At 55.4% G+C, this 16,726-nt stretch carries 16 protein-coding genes and 1 pseudogene; 12 read left to right on the top strand and 5 right to left on the bottom strand.

Annotation, left to right across the window (positions count from 1 at the left end; genetic code table 11):
- The first annotated feature begins 635 nt into the window (after positions 1-635).
- Positions 636-1,613 (top strand): ferritin-like domain-containing protein, encoded by a 978-nt coding sequence (locus FA90_RS24520; protein WP_036177468.1) that lies wholly within the window; start codon positions 636-638, stop codon positions 1,611-1,613.
- A 166-nt stretch (positions 1,614-1,779) separates the two neighbouring features.
- A complete protein-coding gene (locus FA90_RS27780; protein WP_081934161.1) occupies positions 1,780-2,190 on the top strand; it encodes a GFA family protein in 411 nt (136 codons plus the stop codon).
- Between the two features lie 134 nt (positions 2,191-2,324).
- Here the strand turns inward: FA90_RS27780 and FA90_RS26040 are convergent, their stop codons facing one another.
- Positions 2,325-2,876, bottom strand: a complete 552-nt coding sequence (locus FA90_RS26040; protein ID WP_239701113.1) for a TetR/AcrR family transcriptional regulator — start codon at positions 2,874-2,876, stop codon at positions 2,325-2,327.
- A gap of 148 nt (positions 2,877-3,024) precedes the next feature.
- Between FA90_RS26040 and FA90_RS24515 the strand changes: the two genes are divergently transcribed.
- The 3 genes from FA90_RS24515 to FA90_RS24505 all read left to right on the top strand — a co-directional run bounded on the left by FA90_RS24515 (position 3,025) and on the right by FA90_RS24505 (position 4,883).
- On the top strand, positions 3,025-3,387 hold the full coding sequence (locus tag FA90_RS24515) for a darcynin family protein (RefSeq protein WP_036177439.1): 363 nt from the start codon (positions 3,025-3,027) through the stop codon (positions 3,385-3,387).
- A 267-nt stretch (positions 3,388-3,654) separates the two neighbouring features.
- Positions 3,655-4,173, top strand: a complete 519-nt coding sequence (locus tag FA90_RS26810) for a hypothetical protein (protein WP_156116922.1) — start codon at positions 3,655-3,657, stop codon at positions 4,171-4,173.
- Between the two features lie 320 nt (positions 4,174-4,493).
- Positions 4,494-4,883 carry a hypothetical protein gene (locus FA90_RS24505; RefSeq protein ID WP_036177463.1) on the top strand — a complete coding sequence of 130 codons (390 nt, stop codon included), beginning with the start codon at positions 4,494-4,496 and terminating at the stop codon, positions 4,881-4,883.
- A 202-nt stretch (positions 4,884-5,085) separates the two neighbouring features.
- Here FA90_RS24505 and FA90_RS26035 read toward each other — a convergent pair whose 3' ends face one another.
- Positions 5,086-6,675, bottom strand: a complete 1,590-nt coding sequence (locus FA90_RS26035; protein WP_081934159.1) for a serine hydrolase — start codon at positions 6,673-6,675, stop codon at positions 5,086-5,088.
- Between the two features lie 312 nt (positions 6,676-6,987).
- On the opposite strand from FA90_RS26035, the gene FA90_RS26805 reads away from it, so the two are divergent.
- The 3 genes and pseudogenes from FA90_RS26805 to FA90_RS26030 form a co-directional block, all read left to right on the top strand.
- Complete coding sequence (locus FA90_RS26805; RefSeq protein ID WP_156116933.1) at positions 6,988-7,332, top strand: hypothetical protein; 345 nt, start codon at positions 6,988-6,990, stop codon at positions 7,330-7,332.
- Between the two features lie 122 nt (positions 7,333-7,454).
- Positions 7,455-7,907 carry an SMI1/KNR4 family protein gene (locus FA90_RS24495; protein ID WP_197065395.1) on the top strand — a complete coding sequence of 151 codons (453 nt, stop codon included), beginning with the start codon at positions 7,455-7,457 and terminating at the stop codon, positions 7,905-7,907.
- An 83-nt stretch (positions 7,908-7,990) separates the two neighbouring features.
- Positions 7,991-8,332, top strand: a pseudogene (locus tag FA90_RS26030) (helix-turn-helix domain-containing protein); the annotation flags it as partial.
- On the opposite strand, the gene FA90_RS27045 reads toward FA90_RS26030, so the two are convergent.
- Together FA90_RS27045 and FA90_RS26800 are read right to left on the bottom strand one after the other, a co-directional pair.
- Positions 8,311-8,790, bottom strand: a complete 480-nt coding sequence (locus FA90_RS27045; protein ID WP_197065399.1) for a GIY-YIG nuclease family protein — start codon at positions 8,788-8,790, stop codon at positions 8,311-8,313. The pseudogene FA90_RS26030 and the gene FA90_RS27045 sit on opposite strands and share 22 nt — an antisense overlap.
- Before the next feature lie 18 nt (positions 8,791-8,808).
- Positions 8,809-9,789 carry a hypothetical protein gene (locus FA90_RS26800; RefSeq protein ID WP_156116931.1) on the bottom strand — a complete coding sequence of 327 codons (981 nt, stop codon included), beginning with the start codon at positions 9,787-9,789 and terminating at the stop codon, positions 8,809-8,811.
- Positions 9,790-10,337: 548 nt separating this feature from the next.
- Here FA90_RS26800 and FA90_RS26795 point away from each other — a divergent pair.
- From FA90_RS26795 to FA90_RS24475, 3 genes are all read left to right on the top strand, one after another.
- The gene (locus tag FA90_RS26795; RefSeq protein ID WP_051972266.1) at positions 10,338-11,177 is read left to right on the top strand and encodes a hypothetical protein; all 840 of its coding nucleotides are present in this window, start codon (positions 10,338-10,340) and stop codon (positions 11,175-11,177) included.
- Positions 11,178-11,350: 173 nt separating this feature from the next.
- On the top strand, positions 11,351-13,210 hold the full coding sequence (locus FA90_RS24480) for a DUF4209 domain-containing protein (protein ID WP_036177456.1): 1,860 nt from the start codon (positions 11,351-11,353) through the stop codon (positions 13,208-13,210).
- Positions 13,211-13,212: 2 nt separating this feature from the next.
- Complete coding sequence (locus FA90_RS24475; RefSeq protein ID WP_036177454.1) at positions 13,213-15,033, top strand: phage integrase family protein; 1,821 nt, start codon at positions 13,213-13,215, stop codon at positions 15,031-15,033.
- A 194-nt stretch (positions 15,034-15,227) separates the two neighbouring features.
- Here FA90_RS24475 and FA90_RS27775 read toward each other — a convergent pair whose 3' ends face one another.
- Positions 15,228-15,590, bottom strand: coding sequence for a helix-turn-helix transcriptional regulator (locus tag FA90_RS27775; protein ID WP_081934156.1), 363 nt, complete (start codon positions 15,588-15,590; stop codon positions 15,228-15,230).
- Positions 15,591-16,026: 436 nt separating this feature from the next.
- Between FA90_RS27775 and FA90_RS26020 the strand changes: the two genes are divergently transcribed.
- On the top strand, positions 16,027-16,653 hold the full coding sequence (locus FA90_RS26020) for a hypothetical protein (protein ID WP_373994645.1): 627 nt from the start codon (positions 16,027-16,029) through the stop codon (positions 16,651-16,653).
- Positions 16,654-16,726: the final 73 nt, after the last annotated feature.

Here is a 16,726-nt window from a genome sequence, read left to right as displayed (position 1 = left end):
CTTCGTCTTGAACTGTGCCGAACGCGATGCCGGCCCATACGGTGTCAAGACGAGTTGAAACGTTGAGTGGGTAAACGCGTTGATAAGGATTCCTATATTGCCTAAACGCGGCATCCGACAACGAATAGTCGGTGCACGTCAACTTTATGTAAAGAAACCGGTTGTCGTTCCGGTTGCGCTGCCGTTTTAGTGTACTGTGAACGTAATGTTTTGGCGCGAATTCAGAAGTTATTGATGCCGTCTTCTGAAAACGTGATCGGATGTTAACTCTTGCATCATATTTCTCATGCTCGCTTTTCTCAAACAGGAGCGTTACGGTCTGGAGCGCAATCTCTGCTGTTCGTTGATTTTTCGGTAACTCATGCATTCTATCGAATGCTTCCGTCACTCTAATCTGGAAATTTACCAATGGACAAGATTTAGGTGGATTGGGCCCTAAGTAGACAAAGCGCAGCGAAGCAAGTGGTTTCCTTTCATTATTTCTCTTAATAGAAAAAAATAAAAGAAAAATTTTGAATCCGATTTGAGTTTTTTTACGTATACGACATACACAGTGCAAATTTAACGGGCAATTTCCGGCGTTAAACTGTTGCATGTGCTGATGATTTCCCATTTTTAATCAAAGGAGAAATACCATGACGGATACTAATGTAACTCTTGCACTGCTGGAATCCCGTAAGCAAAAGCTTGAAAAGCGCCGCTCGTTTTTTAAGAACGTGGGTGGACTCAGCGTCGGTTTGGTAGGTGGCACAATTCTTAGCGCTTGTGGTGGCTCAGTACACGATGCAATTGCGCAAGCTGCGGCACCTACTGATACCGACATTTTGAATTTTGCATTGAACTTGGAATATCTCGAAGCGCAGTTTTACTCGTATGCGGTGTTTGGTACTGGCTTGCCATCGAATATGCTCACAGGCACCGGGACGCAGGGAACAGTTACGGGCGGCACGAAAGTGCCTTTTAACGATCCGGTGGTAGCACAGTATGCCAAGGAGATCGCCCAGGACGAGGTGGCTCACGTCGGCTTCCTGCGCACGGCGCTGGGGTCAGCAGCCGTCGCCATGCCTGCGATCGACATTGGCGGCACCGACCCGAACGGTGCGTTTTCGACTGCAGCCCGAGCTGCTGGCCTAGTCGGAGCAGGCCAAGTTTTCAATCCATACGCTAGCGATGAGAATTTTTTACTCGGAGCCTTCATCTTTGAAGACGTGGGCGTCACCGCTTACAAAGGCGCTTCACCGCTGATCACAAACAAAACCTTTTTGGAAGCCGCCGCAGGCATCCTAGCTGTCGAGGCTTATCACGCTGGGCTAATTCGCACGGTTCTGTACACGAAAGGGCTGACAACACCTGCTCTCCGTGCCGGGGCCGGCGCGATATCAGACGCGCGCGACAGTCTGGACAACTCGACCGACGACGATCAAGGTATCGTCAATGCTAGCGATGCAACGATGTCGAACATCGTACCGACCGATGCTAACGGTATCGCATTTAGTCGTGCCCCCGGCGACGTTCTTAACATCGTCTATCTCACCAAGGAGTCGGTCACAATGGGCGGATTTTTCCCTAAGGGTGCCAACGGCTCGCTTAATATGAGCACAGCTTACGCCTGATCATTGAACGCCCGCGAACGCGAATGGCGATCGCAATGACCGCCATTCGCGGGCCCTAGACTGCAGACGTCTCTTTAAGTCGTTCAGCAGAGACGGCTATCGGCCAGAAGCAGACGGCTACCTGGTCAGCCGATGCAGTTAAATTTTATCGATAACAACCCATAAAATGAAAATTCCTATTTCAGGTAGATGTGCATGCGGATCGATCCGCTACACGAGCGCGCGAGAGCCTATTGCCATGATCAATTGCCATTGCAGCGATTGCCAGCTCTCCAGTGGCGCTCCTTTTGCGTCCGGTATCGTTGTCATGGCCGCAGATCTTCGGGTTAGCGGTACACCGAAAACCTACGCTGTGACTGCAAGCAGCGGTGGGCTCGCCACCCGTAGCTTTTGCGCCGACTGTGGCACTCCCTTGTTCACGACCAGCGAAGCAAATCCACAATTCACGTCGATCCGATTTCCCTCATTGGATGATACTGCCGATTTCAAACCCATGCTCGACATCTATACCGCTAATGCGCAGCAATGGGTATGCCTTGATCCGGCAATTCCTCACTTCCCACAGTCGCCCCAATAGGGGCTGTGACAAGGTTTGCTTTAGTCGGAAGCAGCTTGTGAAGACAGTTCGAGAGTTTGTCAGACCAGCAACATGCTAAGCTGGCTCGACCGTCTGCAACCGGCCATAAGCAGCCATTCGGAATCGCTACTTGATCAATCGCGTTTATCGTGAAGCGATAAATATCCAAATACTGCGCGCCGAACCCGCTTTTGTACTGCTACCGAATCAGTTTCGGCAGCGGAACCGGCGGCATCGACAATTCCCTTAATTATTGCAATCACATCCTGTGCAACTGTCTGGTCTGTGTCCCGAAAGCGGGAGCCAAGGCGTCCAATTATTTGCAAGACAACATCAGTAACACCATCGTTGATTTTTCGTGTGGCATCGTCAAAGGGTAGATGCGCTTCTTCAAAGTCCAGAATCCTTGCAAGCCTTGGCCTTTTGAATTGATGCTCGATCGCTGCTGAGATCAGAATCGAAAAAGCCTCTTCGGCAAGTGGCTGCTCAAGAGCTAACTCAGCATGTGAGAGAAGCTGAGCGGTTTCGCGAGCAAGAAGGGCTCCCAAAACTGCCTCTTTGTTTGGAAAGTATTGGTACAGGGTGCCGATGCTGACTCCTGCTTTATGCGCCACGGCATTGGTAGAGAAGCCGTTGTGAGCTTCTGTCTCCAAAATGCGAGCTGCTGCCTCGATGATGGTGCTCACTGTGTAAGCGGATCGATCCTGCCTGGGGCTCTTGCGGGGTATAGGGCGATTCTTAGAAGTCAAAGGCATGGTGAGCAAGAAAGCGAGTTGTTAAGGTGAGTTATAGCTCGCATACTATAGCCTCTTTTCCGACACATTAGGTTAAAAAATGACTCAACAAAGCGTTAACTTCAATGCAAAATTTACTGCGTTTTTTCTTGTTAAGACTTCTCCAGAGTGGCTCGGCTTTTCGTTTGAGGAGCGACTCGCTCACGCGCGAGGAACGTTTCAACCTATTCTCGAAGAATTCTCTACAGGTGTGAAATTGAACTGGTATGACACTGAGTTTTACACGGCAACAATTACCGATATCTGGATGATCGAAGCTAAAGATCATGAGAGCTACCAACTCTTCTGCGAAAAACTTCGAGAAACCCCTTTTTGGGACCGTTTTTTCTTCATTAAAGAGATTTTCTTAGGCGAAAAAAATGCTTGGGCGAAAAACTATGACGTGGCTGCGTTGACTAACTAACTGCCGCATGTTCAGGTTTTTCTTCAGAAATTTGCCCGCGAAATTGCTGAGTATCGTGGCTAATAAGGCTGAACGACTACACGTGATGGGTGCGATTTTAATATGTACTCTATGACTGCTTCGGGTCGGCAGCGGAAGTTCGCGACAGTCGGTTGTTTTTTCGACTCGGCAACATGCTATGCTGAACTGACCGTCCGCTACCGGCCAAAAGCGGCCATAAATCTCGAAAGGAAAACCCATGTTCGTTGTGCTTCATCGGCGGCAGTTATGAAAACACTATTCTTGTGCATGGCTCTGTCGTGGGTCGCATGCACTTCGGCAAAGGCGCAGGAATCACTTTTCGTCGCCCATGTGGAGCGCGTCACTTTGGAACCGCGCGGTGGCCAGTACTGCGCAGACCTTTGCGCGGCCAGCGGTCGTCATAATCCCGATGGAACTACATACGTCTGCATTTCAAACGATGGCGGATGTGACAAGACGGAATTCGTGGTCGATAGGGTACTGCTTGGCGACATGCAACCCGGGCCGCACACGTTCGACACCCGAATCGGCGAATGGGGTGGTACACATTTTCCGATCACGCATCAGCCCATCCTCGTCCACATGAAACCAGGGTTCGTAGAGTGGGCTCCTGTCAAGGTCAAGGATGGAAAGGAACTAGCGCAAGTCAAGGCGTTCCGACATGGCGGCATCGTTAGCGGTGTCGACTTACGATCGCTGGCGCAGGGCGATGAGGACACTGTGACACTCGACGCTCTGATCGAACATCTGCCTACACGACGTTAATCAGAGAAAGCTACGTCCGGAATGGGTCGGTTGCGGTCGTTTGTGATACTCCGTGAACTTTCCCCTGAAGCAACCTGCTATGCTGGCTCGACTGGCCGGGTTCGGCCAGAGGCGGACGTTAGGATTATCCTAACTTCGTCAATCAGTGCTTTAAAGCCAATGAGGAATACTTGTGCCGCGATGTTCTTCGCTGTTAAACAACGCTTAGCGTCGCTGGGTCGGGCTGAACACAACCGGAAAAAGCGGGCGATAGTCTAAAACTTGTACTGTGGACAACAAAATCGTACACTAGATTTTCCGAACTAACGGGAGCCCATACGATGTACAGCAAAATCGTTACCACGTTGTTTAGCGCGGCTGTTTTGGCTTGCATTTCGCTACCGAACGCACAAGCGCAATCTGAGACTATCCAAGACATGACCGGCTCGAACGCCTGTTTGCAATCCGCCAATTTTCCGGCACCGTTCGGAGAGTCAGATTTGAAAGGCAACGCCAAATTGCCGGCCTATTGCGACTGCTATATGAGCAAATTCGAGGCGCGACGCATCAAAGCGGCGCAAGCCATGCAGGCCAATACGGACACGCAGGCTAATCTGGATAAGGCCGCGAAGAAAAAGAAACGGGCCGAGGCATATGCGGAGCAGCTTGCAATGCGTAATAGCTGCCGCCAACAGCTCGGCTTACCCCCGGCCGCTGACGCCAGCAAGTAACCGGCAACCGGGACGCACCCGAGCGATTGTTGTTGGCACGCTACTGCTCGGTCTTGATGACGTACTATCGGTCGAGTGCCACCTGTCGTAACTGTACGAGACATTTCCAACCCGGCAACATGCTATGCTGGCTCGACCGTCTGCTATCGGCCACAAGTAGCCGTTGTAGATCGGGACAGTGGCGAAATGTTCTTCTGATGACTTAATCTTGGCGACGCGATTGCGTGCTCTGGTCGGGAGCTGGAGCCCACGCAGTATTCTCTGACGCCCCAGCCGCAGACGTGCGGGTGCCGCTGATACGCTTACCGGGCCGCGGCCGGCCGTCAACAAACGTGATGGTTTGCACCAGAGCACCACCGTTTGAATCGAAATGCAGCTTGGCGTCCTTTTCGCGAATAAAGTAATCATAATCACCGGCCGGGATCAGCTCGACCGTGTCCGGTCCGAACGGCGGCCCGGACGCATACAGATGGCTGCCATGGCGTGTAATGCGCAGCATAGTATTGGACACGACATACTCTCCGGTGAAACGGTCGTACAGCGCAGGGTTAGCGGGCGCCGCAACGCGCCCGATCTGGTGCCAATCCTGCCACGCGTATTCGGCCGCAATGCTGCGCATGAATTCCTCGATTAAGGTCCAACCATAGTCCCCATTCGTTAGGATTACTGCGCCTTGCCCAGTCCGAGTATAGGCGAATAGTAGCGCCTTGTATCCTGCATTTGAACCGCTGTGGTGGAACGTGGCTTCCTGACCCTGGTGATCAAGCTCAAACCCGAGCCCGTACTGGCCACGAACTGGCGTCAATAGTTCGCGCGTCTGCTGCTGGGTCAGGAAATCGTCATTGCGGCCTTGGGCTGCCGCTTGCAGCGCGATCGCAAATCGCGCCAAATCGGACGCAGTGGTCCATAGGCCGGCGGCCGCCTGTTCGGGATAACGATGCCAGCCGCCGAACAGCGGTGTCCCGTCCATTTCGTGTCCGACAGCTGCTCGCGTGGCCAGTTTGAACGGCAACGTTGTGGCAAACATCGAGTCATGCATCCCGAGCGGCGCCAGAACCATGTTATGGGCCAGTTCATTGAAGGGCCGGCCGGTCGCATCGGTGAGGTATTGCTGGAGTACAGCGTAACCAAGGCTGGAATAGACGTACCCGGTGCCCGGCTCGATTTCGACCCGTACCTCTGGATTATCCGCTGGAGGAGTGCCCTGCAAAACCTGCAGCAAGGTCGGACAAGAACTTTCGGCAGCATAGCCAGACAGGCCGTATTCGGACAGGCCAGCCGTGTGGCTTATCAGGTCGCGCGCTGTCACTGGTCGTTGCGCCGTCAATCGGCTGTCCGACAGATGCCATTGGTGCAGGCGGCGATTTACATTTTCATCCAGGTCGACTAATCGCCGAGCCGCCAGTTGGAGTGTGGTGACGGCCGCGACGGGTTTGCTGATCGAGGCTGCCTGAAAAAGAGTGGCGGGAGTTACTGGACGGCCACTGGCTGCATCCGCTACGCCCCAAGCGCGCGCCCAAGCGATACGACCACCGTCGATCAAAGCCACGCTCACGCCAGGTACGTGAAGGTCGCGCATGCGGTCGGCCAAGCGCATCATGCGAGCTGGCGCACCCTGCACGACGACGGGTTCAAGCAAGCCATTTTCAATGCGGGTAATGCGGGCCTTGGTCTGCACATCGGGAGAGCCCTTTATGGTCTCCGCTGCCGTGTACCCGCCCGACGCTATCAGATGCAGAGCGCAACCGATGCGTGCCAGTTTCCAGCTGAACGAGCGGATACGTTTCTTCATGGGAACTCCCTTCAAGGTTTGGCTATGAAGCAGGCGGCGGTAAGCAATCAAAACGTTCAAAAATTATTGGAAATATAGCGTGAATCTCAATGCAAAAGCATTTTATTTGCTACCAGGTGGCAGAAAAAATTGCGAATGAATGAGAGTAATGAAGGAGTGGTCTAGCAAGCAGAGTTAAGTAAAGGTCTGCTTCGGGGCGGAAACTACCCGTTGTGATAGTCTGAGAGTATGCCAGCTCGGCAACCTGCTATGCTGGCTCGACCGTCTGCTACCGGCCAGAAGCGGACATCACACCTGAGCGAGCCATCGGTCATGCAAACAACAGCTTTTCCAACGGAGCCCGAAATTCGTCTCGCGGCGCAGCGTGCCTTGCTCGATGAAGTTCCCCCACGCCTAAGGTCTGTGTCGTTCGATATAGCTGACGATGGACGGCTACGCGGGCGTTTTGAGTTCGATGGCGATCCGACGGACGAAGAACGCGAATGTGCGAGCGTTGTTATGACCAATGTCCTTGCGACGCTCAGCCCTACTATTTCGTTTTCGGAAGATTTTGCATCCAATCCTTTCCCGCAACAGCGCACTTTCCTGCCCATTGCTGTCTATGCGCGAAACGAAGATGCATGGAATAGCTGGACTGCCAGCTATGGAAGCGAATAACCGGACGACCGCTTTGGGTCGAGAGCTGCCGGTCGTGACAGTCTGAGAGTTTGTCAGCTCGGCAACCTGCTATGCTGGCTCGACCGACCGCAACCGGCCACAAGCGGTCACTAAAGGGTCTTATGTTTAAACCAGAAGATGTGCGTCAGGCATTTGCGAATGGTATTTTTCGCGGGCCAGCTACAGCAGCAGTGATTGCCCAGGTAGAGCAAGCTCTAGGTCACGAGTTACCGCACCAGCTCCGTAGTCTTTACCTTGAGTTCGACGGATTTCAAGGACCGACAGGCGCGAACTTCCTCTTTCCGGTTCTTGAACGGGCAACCCCAGGAAGCGAGTCACTGCTCAACTACACGCAATTTTTCCGTGGCGAAGATTACTTTCCCGAGTGGTTGCAGCACGCAATTGCGGTAGGCGACAACGGTACCGGAACGACGTGGTTCATGCTTCTGGAGGAGGGAGACCGGTTAGTGCGATGGGACGCTGAGTGGGAAGAATATGAAGAGGTAGAGGGAAATCTTCTCGATGCGTGGATAGCCGAAAGAAAACTTTACGAATCTGTCTCTACGCGTACTTAAGCGCGCAATGTCCGCTGTGGACCTTGGATTCAACTGGTCAATGCAACACACTAAACTCTGCATGAGCAGAAGGAGTGTTGCGCATGAAGCAGAGACCTAGGATCTACTATACAGAAACGCAGAAGGCGCTCATGTGGGAGCGTTGGAAGACGGGCGAATCGCTGCATCAAATTGCCGCGCTGTTCGATCGAAATCACTCATCGATACAGCGAATTCTTGCCGAGTCTGGCGGCATTCGCCCCGCGCAAAGGCAGCGGTCAAGGTTGGCCTTGTCGCTGGCAGAGCGGGAAGAGATATCGCGTTCGTTAGCTGCTGGTCATCCGATCCGGCGAATCGCCCAACTTCTCGGACGAGCACCTTCTACAATTAGCCGCGAGATCAGCCGGAATGGCGGCCAGACGAGCTATCGAGCAAACTGTGCCGACCGGGTTGACGCCGCTCTATCAGCAAGACGTGCGGCGTTCCACGGCGGCGCCAGTTCACGAATCAAGCTGTCTTCCAAGCCGGCCGCGAGGTTGATACGGAAGCCGCCGTGGTGCTGCCCGGCCGGTGGGGCTATAACGTAGACTTCGACAGCGGCGCCCTCTAGCAATGCTTCCTTGATGAGCCGGTTATTGCGGATGTTCGTCGATCCACCACGTTCGGCGGCCGCTGCCGGCGTTCGATATCCTTGCATGCGCCTGGCCAGGCCTTGGCTGGTCTTGCCACTGTACGTGATGACGTCGTTCACCGCGAAAGCGTACAGCAGCTCGGAGGCCTCGACGTACGGTTGTAACACGTGCAGCTGAAGAATGCCCCCTCCGCTTGCCCATTGGCCAGCTCGTCTGAATCCAAGTGCAACGATCTGGTCAAGAGAAGTCGTCACCTGTTCGTGTGGATTCATAGCATCAGCTACTTTATCTCAGTTTTTCTTTTTTGGCGTAGCACTTTGAGAATCCTTCTCAGCGAGCGCAGTTGATCCTAACTTTTTAAAACTTTCGTGCTCTCCCCGACGTTTAGACAATTTTTTTGAGACTGAATCATTTGGCTCGCTTGCTCTCGATTTTTCAGACTCGGTATCTATTAACTCGTCAATTAATCGCTTTCTTTTAACCGCTTCCGCATTTTCGATCGCTTTAGCCTCTGCCCTCGCTTTAGCCTCCGCCTTCAACTTGTTTACCCTTTTTACTGCAGATATATATTCCGCGAGGACTGGATACTTGTTTTTATCGATATTTTCGCTGATATTGTCCAGATCGTTTTTGAGATCTGACAGTGCTGTCGCATCGAGCGAAAGGATGCTGGAGTCTGGAGCAATGGCTAAGACCATGATCGAATTTGTTAGCGAAGTATTCATTATCAGCGCTAACCTCTCTATCATATTTGGTGCGGTCGGTGTGGTTACACCAGATTGGTTTCGCAACTGCAACGACTTACGCAAGTATTCAAAAAGAGTGTATGAGATTTGTTTGACTTTGCCAGCGTCAGTCAATAAAGAAGGTAGAGCAAGGCCTATTTCGGTAAGTGTTTGTGCACACATCATTGCGCTAAATGGCCCGGGCAATGCATGCGCGAGTGTCTGAACAGTGTTAAACGCGTAGTGGACTGGCACGTTCAATTCTTCTTCAAGAAATAGATATTCTTCACGCTGGTCTTTTTTAAACGAGGCTAAAGCTGCGTTCGGCGGGAATTTGAGTGCCGCTTTTATTTCGAAGACCAGTAAAACCGAATTGGCGAGAATTGCCACCATGTCCGCGCATATCTTATTTGGCTCAAATCCCTGTTGATTTGCATACGGCAGCGTATGTCTGAATCGCAAGCGCTCTGAATAACAATACTCTGCAAGTGCTACGACAATTGCGTCTTGAACTGCAGACTCGCCCTTGGATACCACATCTGGCATACATCCCCCACCGATAGTAGAAAAACATTTTATACCCGTTTTTCCATGTTATTGCAAAGCAGACGATCTGAAGTAGGTTGCGATGCTCCTTTTGAAGTGCTTAAGCAGTTTGAATTATCTACATTTACCCATACGAAATGCAACTAACAAACCTTTAAGCTTCATGTAACTCCCCTCCGGTAAGCCTACGACTAAAAAACCACCTCTAATTTAAACAAATGTATCCAGAACGATGATCGTAAACGACTGAGTCTGTTCCCGGGCTGTGGGTGTTACGATGTGCAGGCCTTGAGTGCGACCGGTCTATCTCGCAAGTTCACTCCAAACACTAAAAAGTTCACTTTCGAGCTCAAATCAAGCAGGAGACCAAGGCCAAGGCTGCAGTCGTTTGATACGTGATTACTGCTGTAATCATGCAAGCGGGGCGCACATTAAGCGTGACGCGTCACCAAAAGTCACGTGTTGCTCAGTGTTGCCGTTTACGTACGGTCTAGCATTTGATATATCGCGCGACTTGGCCACCATGTTTTGCAAGGGAACGTTCACCAATGCTTTCGACTCCGACATCAAGACTACGATCCCAAGGCTTTGGCCTAACGCAGCAGCCACCCGAAATTTATGTACTCGAAGTCCGTCGCCAGCAAACCGGCACGGCCGAGCCAGTAGTCGACTGGGTATTGGTCGAGAAAGTCCAGGCAGTGGAGCGAGATCTGAATACGGGAACGGTACAGCGCGCCAAACTCAACATTTTTTATTGGGATCTGAGCGGTGGTGCCGATCAGCGCGACGCGCCGAGTGGTGACTTTTCTGCAAGCTACGAAGCGATATGGAACCTGCTATCTCTCACGTCGGGCTCTCTCGACACGGGTGGATACGTCCTGGTCGAACCTGTGAGGCTGCGAGGAGCACACCTTGGCACCTACCTGATGAACTTAGTCGTCAGCTGGGCAAAACAATGGCCTGGGACTGACGTCCGCGAAATCCGCTTGTTGGCTGGTGATGCCGGTAACGACAACCGACTCAGGCGAAACCGGTTCTATGAGCAATTTGGCATCAAATTCGATTTCGACGATGCGAGCATGAGCGCCGGGTCGTCTCAACCGATGAAGGCGGACAACTTGGTGGAAGTGACAGCATGGAAACAGTCGATCACTGAGCATAATCTAGTGACGTACCTCAGACGTTCTACAAACGAAGCTAAGATGCTAAGCGCTGACCGCCGATTTTTCCAGCGGGAGTTTCGCGCGGTATCTCTAGCGCTAAACGACGCCTACAGACGTCCAGTCACATGGATGTGGAAGCGACTAATCATGGACAACCTGGCCAGGACGCTGCTCATTGGGGCAAGCGTACTCATCGCCGGGCTATGCGTGTATCGGCTAGTTTGATGTTGGCTTGGCTCGGATTCAATATAACTTTTGCACTTTCAACCTTCGATATCTTCGATGATAACGCGTATTATCATCGTTGCGTTTATGCTTGTTTTGGCCGTGAAACAGGGTTAGGATGGTACTTTCAGCCATTAACTTGGAGCCGAGATATCCGTCTCCGGCCATCCCCCATGCCCGATACGCCGCCGCCGGCACAGCCACTCGAACTCACTGTAGCCGACATCCTGGCAGCCGGCCTCAATGATCTGCTGGGCGCGGCGTCGACGCACGATGCTGGTGAAATGTACAGCCTGCTGTCCCGGGCCGCCCGCGACGCGGACGCCGCTGGCGAGGCGCTACGCGCCCGCGCCCTAGGCTTCATGGCGGCCATCGCGTCGATGATGCTGGAGCCGGACACCCGCGCGGCGCCGTTCCAGCCGCTCGCGCGCTGGGCCGATGGCACCCGCACCATGCTTCCCGAAGACCTGAGCACGGCGCAGGTCGACCTGCTCGTGCAACTGGTCGACGTCGTGTCCAATCCGCTGCTGCGCGCCCGGCTGGCCGATCTGGTGTGGCTCAAGGACCGGCGCAAGGGGGTCGAGTTTGCCCATGCTGCCATCGACGGCTACCGCATACATGCCATCGATTTCGATACCTGGCACCTGAGCGGCCGGGCGGTCCTGCACCGCGCCCTGCAGCTGGCGGCGTCGATCGGCGGCGGCGCCGGAGACCGGACCGCGGACATCGAGGCGGTGCTGCTTGCCGCGTTCGACCGGGCGTCCGGGGCAGGCACCTTCGAGCCGCTGTTTTACGTGCGCCCCCTGTATGTGGAAAAGCGCGCCGTGGCCCAAGCGCCCAGGATCGCGGGCGAGCTGGAACGCGTGGGGCGCGAACGCCTCGCCGCCGGCTGCAGCGCGGATGCCGAAGGCTTTTTAGACGAGGCTGGCAAATGGTACGAACGGGCCCGCCTATCCGAGAAACAGACCGAGATGCAGGCCCTGATCGGCGCCAGCCTCGCGGCGCAGGCGGACGCAAGCCCATCGGCGATCGCCCGTCAAGAATTTCTTACCCGTGCCATCAAAGCCTATCGCGACGTGCCGGGTCCGCACCGCGCTGCGCACGGGGTCGAGGACATCATCGCCGATCTGCGCGCGAAGCTGGCGGCAGCCGGACGCCTCGCGCTGGGCGAAATGCGTGTCGCGCAGGGACCGCGGATCAACCTCACCGACGCCGTGCGCGAAGCCGTGCGGCGCGTGCAAGGAAAGACGCTGTTGAAGGCGTTGCTTGCATTCTGCACGCTGCAGCCGTTCCCGCGACGCGACGAACTGGTTCAGGACGCCCAAGCGCTGCTGGCGCAAAGCTTCGTCGGCCGGTTGTTCGGCGGGGTCACCTTCGCCGGCGACGGCCGTGCCGTCGCGCGCCGCGCCGGCGCCGACAGCGGCCTGGAGGCGGAAGCCGCGCAGGTCGAATCGCGGGCCATCAGGGGCTGCTGCGACATGGTGGCCATGACAGCGTATGGGATGATCCGCCCCGCACTCGAGGCAATGCAGCTGGAGTGCTATTTGACCCCGCTCGACTTCGAGCACCTGGCCGGGAACGCCGGCATCGTACCGCGCGACCGCGCCGACGTCGTCGCCAAGGGTCTGTACGCCGGGTACTGCGGGGACTACGTGCAGTCGATCCACATCCTGGTGCCGCAGTTCGAACACATGGTTCGGGTTGCGCTGCAGGACGCCGGCGCTCAGACGACGACGCACGACGCGAACGGGCTGGATATGGAGATCGGCTTGTCGAACCTGGTCGAGCGGCCGCAAATGACCGAAGTGTTTGGCGAAGACCTGACGTTCACCGTCCGCTCACTCATGTGCGAACAGGAGGGGCCGAACCTGCGCAACGCCGTCGCGCACGGCATGGCCGACAGCGCGCTGTGCAACAGTGTGCATGGCGTCTACGCCTGGTGGCTGGTGCTGCGCCTGGTGGTGACGTCGTTCGTGACCAACCTTCCCGAGGAGCAGGAACGCGCGCCCGCCACACGGGAACGGGGAGCGTAAGGATGGCCCAGCATACCGACGTCGCGCTGCCCGAACTGGCCTATAACCGCACCGACTACACGGCGCTGCGCGCCTACGTGCTTAAAATCCCAATCCAGCGCATCGCCGACCTGTACTATAGCGAAGACAGCCCGCAGGTCGAGCAAGGCCTGGAACGCTGGCTTATAGACATGCGCAACGCGCTGATAGAGCGCTCGATCGAGCACAATCCCGCCTTTGCCGAGATCCTGAAGGGTGCACGCCAGGGGGGCGCCATCACCGACAAGGCGCTCAACATCCTGATCAAGGCGGCCGACATGCCGCGCCCGGCGCCAAGCCGAGCGCAGCCGGTTGCACAATGGTTCCGGCCGAAGACCGCCCGCGTGCTGAAGGAAGAGGATGTGCTGACGATCGGCGAGCTGGTAGACCTGATCAAGCGGCGCGGGCCCGGATGGTGGCGCTCGGTGCCGAGGGTGGGTGCCGGCCGGGCGGGCGCGATTCTGCGCTGGCTGCGCCAGTGGCCGGACCAGCTGGGGGATATCGACCTGGACGGCGCCCACGCCGGGCCGGCGGAGGATTTCGACCTGCTGCCGGTACTGGATCCGACGCGCCGCGCCGCGCTGGCGCCCCTCGGCACCTTCCAGCTGCCGGTATGGCTGTCCGGGCTGCAGGGCGCGAACCGCTCGCCGGCGTTCTGCTTCATCGCCGCCCGGAACGACCTCGAGGCGATCAACGCCTACCTGGTGCGCTACAAGGGCCAGGCCCACACGGAACGGGCCTACCGAAAGGAGCTGGAGCGATTCATCCTGTGGTGTGCACTGGTGGCATGCAAGCCGATGTCGTCGCTGCTGGTCGACGACTGCGAGCGCTACAAGCAGTTCCTGGTGGCGCCGACGCCGGATTTCCGCGGCCCACGCACCGTCAAGACCAGCAAGCGGTGGCGGCCGTTCGCCGAGGAGCCGATGAGCACGGGATCGCAGAAGCAGGCCGTGCTCATCCTGCGCGGTATGTTCGACTGGCTGGTCAAGGTGCGCTACCTGGCTGGCAATCCGTGGACCGCCGTGAAGGACCCCGTGGTGATCGTGCAGGCCGAGCACATGCAGGTCGACCGCGCGCTCAGCAGAAATGCCTGGGATACGGTCGTCGAGGTGTTGACTCTGCGCGCGGCGGCATTCGACAACCAGCAGGACCGGGTGGCGCTGGCGGCGATCCTGCTGATGGGGGACTCGGGCCTGCGCCGCGCCGAGGTGGCCAGCGCGCATCAGAACAAGCTCAGAGCGAGCCAGCACGCCAGCGGCGTGTGGATGCTCACGGTGCTCGGCAAGCGCAGCAAGATCCGCAAGGTGCCGGTCAGCAGGCGCACCATCGATGCGCTGCGCGCGCACTGGCGCGATCGCGGACTCGACTTCGACGGCTCGCCAGCGGACATGCCGCTGCTGGCGCCTCTTGTGGTACCGGGCACGCCTGCGGCCCGGGCACGGCACCGGGATAACGGTGCCAACGGCTATCGCGCAAATTCGCTGTATGACGTGATCGCCGGCGCCCTGGGCCGCGTGCAGGCGCACGTGGTTGAGTACACGTCGCAAGAGGCGCCGCTGCTGACGCCGGAGGACCTAGTCCAGCTCGAGCACACTTCTCCGCACGCCTTCCGGCATACGTTCGGCACGCTGGCCGTCGAAGATGACATGCCGATCGTCGTCGTGCAGGACGTACTCGGCCATGCCAGCGCGGCGACAACATCCATCTACGTCAAGGCGAAGGAAAAGCGGATCGCCGAGGCCGCAGAGCAGTACTACGGCAAACAGGGCGGCGAGGCGGGTGCGCGCCGCAAGAAGGCGGTGTGATGCCCGGGTACCGCGTCTAAAATGGCCACGACCGACAAGCCCGACAAAGGGTTGAAAGTGCCGTTCGGGCGCCAGGGCGATCGGCTGCTGGCGCCGACCAATCCCCTCGCAGCCGGCCTAGAGTGCCAGTGCTGCCGTCCAGGGTGCGGGGCGAGGCTGATCGTCAAGCAAGGGACAAAGCAGCTCTACTATAATCAACCATCTTGGGCTTTTTGCTTTCTTTCTGACTTTCTCATTTCCAGAGCCCGCTTTTCGTTCAACTTTGCCATCGCACCCGCCGGGGTTCTTGGTTTTGCTACTGTAGGCGGATTTGGGAAGACAAGGTCCAATGCTGATGTCTTTCCGATTGCTATGACAATACTTAAGAATAGTTCTAGTGAGTCACACGTCCCAAGCTCGAACCGTTTGTATGTCCGACTTGATACCTGAAGTAAGCCTGCGAACTGCTCTTGCGTAAGGCCACGATGCTTTCTTTCTAGACGTAAACGGTCTGACAAGAGTGACCGATAGCGTCCTACATCTGAGCCAAGAATATCGCTAAACGTGGGGGTAGTCATAAAAGTGCCAAAGCTGTCACTTCAGTGAAAAAACTGCGTCAGACTGTGGATAACTTTAATTCTAAACTGTAAAATTACGTTTAATCAAGGCTTAAAAAGCCAAAAGCCACCTCGTGGGTGGCTTTTAAGACTCTATTGCCAATGTGGCATCACCGGCTTAGGTTCCTCGCAAAAGGAGCGGGAGTGGGATCACACTGGGCTACGGGAAGAAGTATAGCGCATCTACCACAGAATGATCAATAAAAATACACATCAGGCTGATGTAACCACAGTACTTGCAACCATCGGTAGCCCACGCAGCGCTCCGTACAGATCGTTTTTTAACTGTGTATCAGACGAACAAGTGCTAGGAGCCTACCTTTGGGGACAAGCAGTTTCGAACGCACTCTGGCCTTGCTTGAGCATGTATGAAGTTGTGCTCAGGAACTCGGTTCACATGGCAGCTTCACGGTACAGTTCGCAAGGTAGAAGCGTCTCCTCCCCTTGGTATGATCAGCAAGTGGCCGGCTGCCTGAAGACAACGTCAAAAGGCGCGAAGCAGATCGATGAAATTTTGGAAAAAAGTCCAGGCCTCTCGCCTGACGGTGTTATTGCTTCTTTATCGTTTGGATTCTGGCCAAGTTTTTTGCGCGGTTTAGCGAAAAAAGACCGCGCCCACATTTTGGTTGCTACCTTCGCCTACCATCCCCACTCTAAGGTCTCACACTGGAGCTACCAAGAAAACGTGTCAAAATTGATAGACACGCTTGTCATGATCCAAAACCTACGCAACGCCGTTGCGCATCTGGAACCAATATGGAAGCCGCACCGATTAAAGCTAAGGTCCACTGCAAGCTTGCGTGATGTTGTACAGACATTGCAACACCGGCATGAACAAATTATCGAGACTATGAACTGGTGCTGCCCTGCAAGTGCGTTAGCAGCGCAGCATGGTTATGCAAACCGGGCCTTTAAACATCTTTGTTCAGAGCGCGCGGTCGAAGCATTTATGCAGAGTCCTTTTCACGCAGGAGACCTAGTCCAATGGGACCGACCAGCAAGGGCTTTAGGCGATCAGTTATAACATCAACATGTTCATCTTCGAAATAACTATATGACGACAATTGCTTAGCACATATTAATTAAGAATCTGTAGA

Source organism: Massilia sp. 9096 (genome assembly GCF_000745265.1).
Lineage (GTDB): Bacteria > Pseudomonadota > Gammaproteobacteria > Burkholderiales > Burkholderiaceae_D > Telluria.
Note: the sequence above shows the minus strand (reverse complement) of the source record. Positions and strands in the feature narration are given on the sequence as shown.

Coding starts and splice junctions, on each gene's coding strand:
- FA90_RS24520 (WP_036177468.1), top strand. CDS start 636: ATGACGGATACTAATGTAACTCTTGCACTGCTGGAATCCCGTAAGCAA.
- FA90_RS27780 (WP_081934161.1), top strand. CDS start 1,780: ATGAAAATTCCTATTTCAGGTAGATGTGCATGCGGATCGATCCGCTAC.
- FA90_RS24515 (WP_036177439.1), top strand. CDS start 3,025: ATGACTCAACAAAGCGTTAACTTCAATGCAAAATTTACTGCGTTTTTT.
- FA90_RS26810 (WP_156116922.1), top strand. CDS start 3,655: ATGAAAACACTATTCTTGTGCATGGCTCTGTCGTGGGTCGCATGCACT.
- FA90_RS24505 (WP_036177463.1), top strand. CDS start 4,494: ATGTACAGCAAAATCGTTACCACGTTGTTTAGCGCGGCTGTTTTGGCT.
- FA90_RS26035 (WP_081934159.1), bottom strand. CDS start 6,675: ATGAAGAAACGTATCCGCTCGTTCAGCTGGAAACTGGCACGCATCGGT.
- FA90_RS26805 (WP_156116933.1), top strand. CDS start 6,988: ATGCAAACAACAGCTTTTCCAACGGAGCCCGAAATTCGTCTCGCGGCG.
- FA90_RS24495 (WP_197065395.1), top strand. CDS start 7,455: ATGTTTAAACCAGAAGATGTGCGTCAGGCATTTGCGAATGGTATTTTT.
- FA90_RS27045 (WP_197065399.1), bottom strand. CDS start 8,790: ATGAATCCACACGAACAGGTGACGACTTCTCTTGACCAGATCGTTGCA.
- FA90_RS26800 (WP_156116931.1), bottom strand. CDS start 9,789: ATGCCAGATGTGGTATCCAAGGGCGAGTCTGCAGTTCAAGACGCAATT.
- FA90_RS26795 (WP_051972266.1), top strand. CDS start 10,338: ATGCTTTCGACTCCGACATCAAGACTACGATCCCAAGGCTTTGGCCTA.
- FA90_RS24480 (WP_036177456.1), top strand. CDS start 11,351: ATGCCCGATACGCCGCCGCCGGCACAGCCACTCGAACTCACTGTAGCC.
- FA90_RS24475 (WP_036177454.1), top strand. CDS start 13,213: ATGGCCCAGCATACCGACGTCGCGCTGCCCGAACTGGCCTATAACCGC.
- FA90_RS27775 (WP_081934156.1), bottom strand. CDS start 15,590: ATGACTACCCCCACGTTTAGCGATATTCTTGGCTCAGATGTAGGACGC.
- FA90_RS26020 (WP_373994645.1), top strand. CDS start 16,027: ATGGCAGCTTCACGGTACAGTTCGCAAGGTAGAAGCGTCTCCTCCCCT.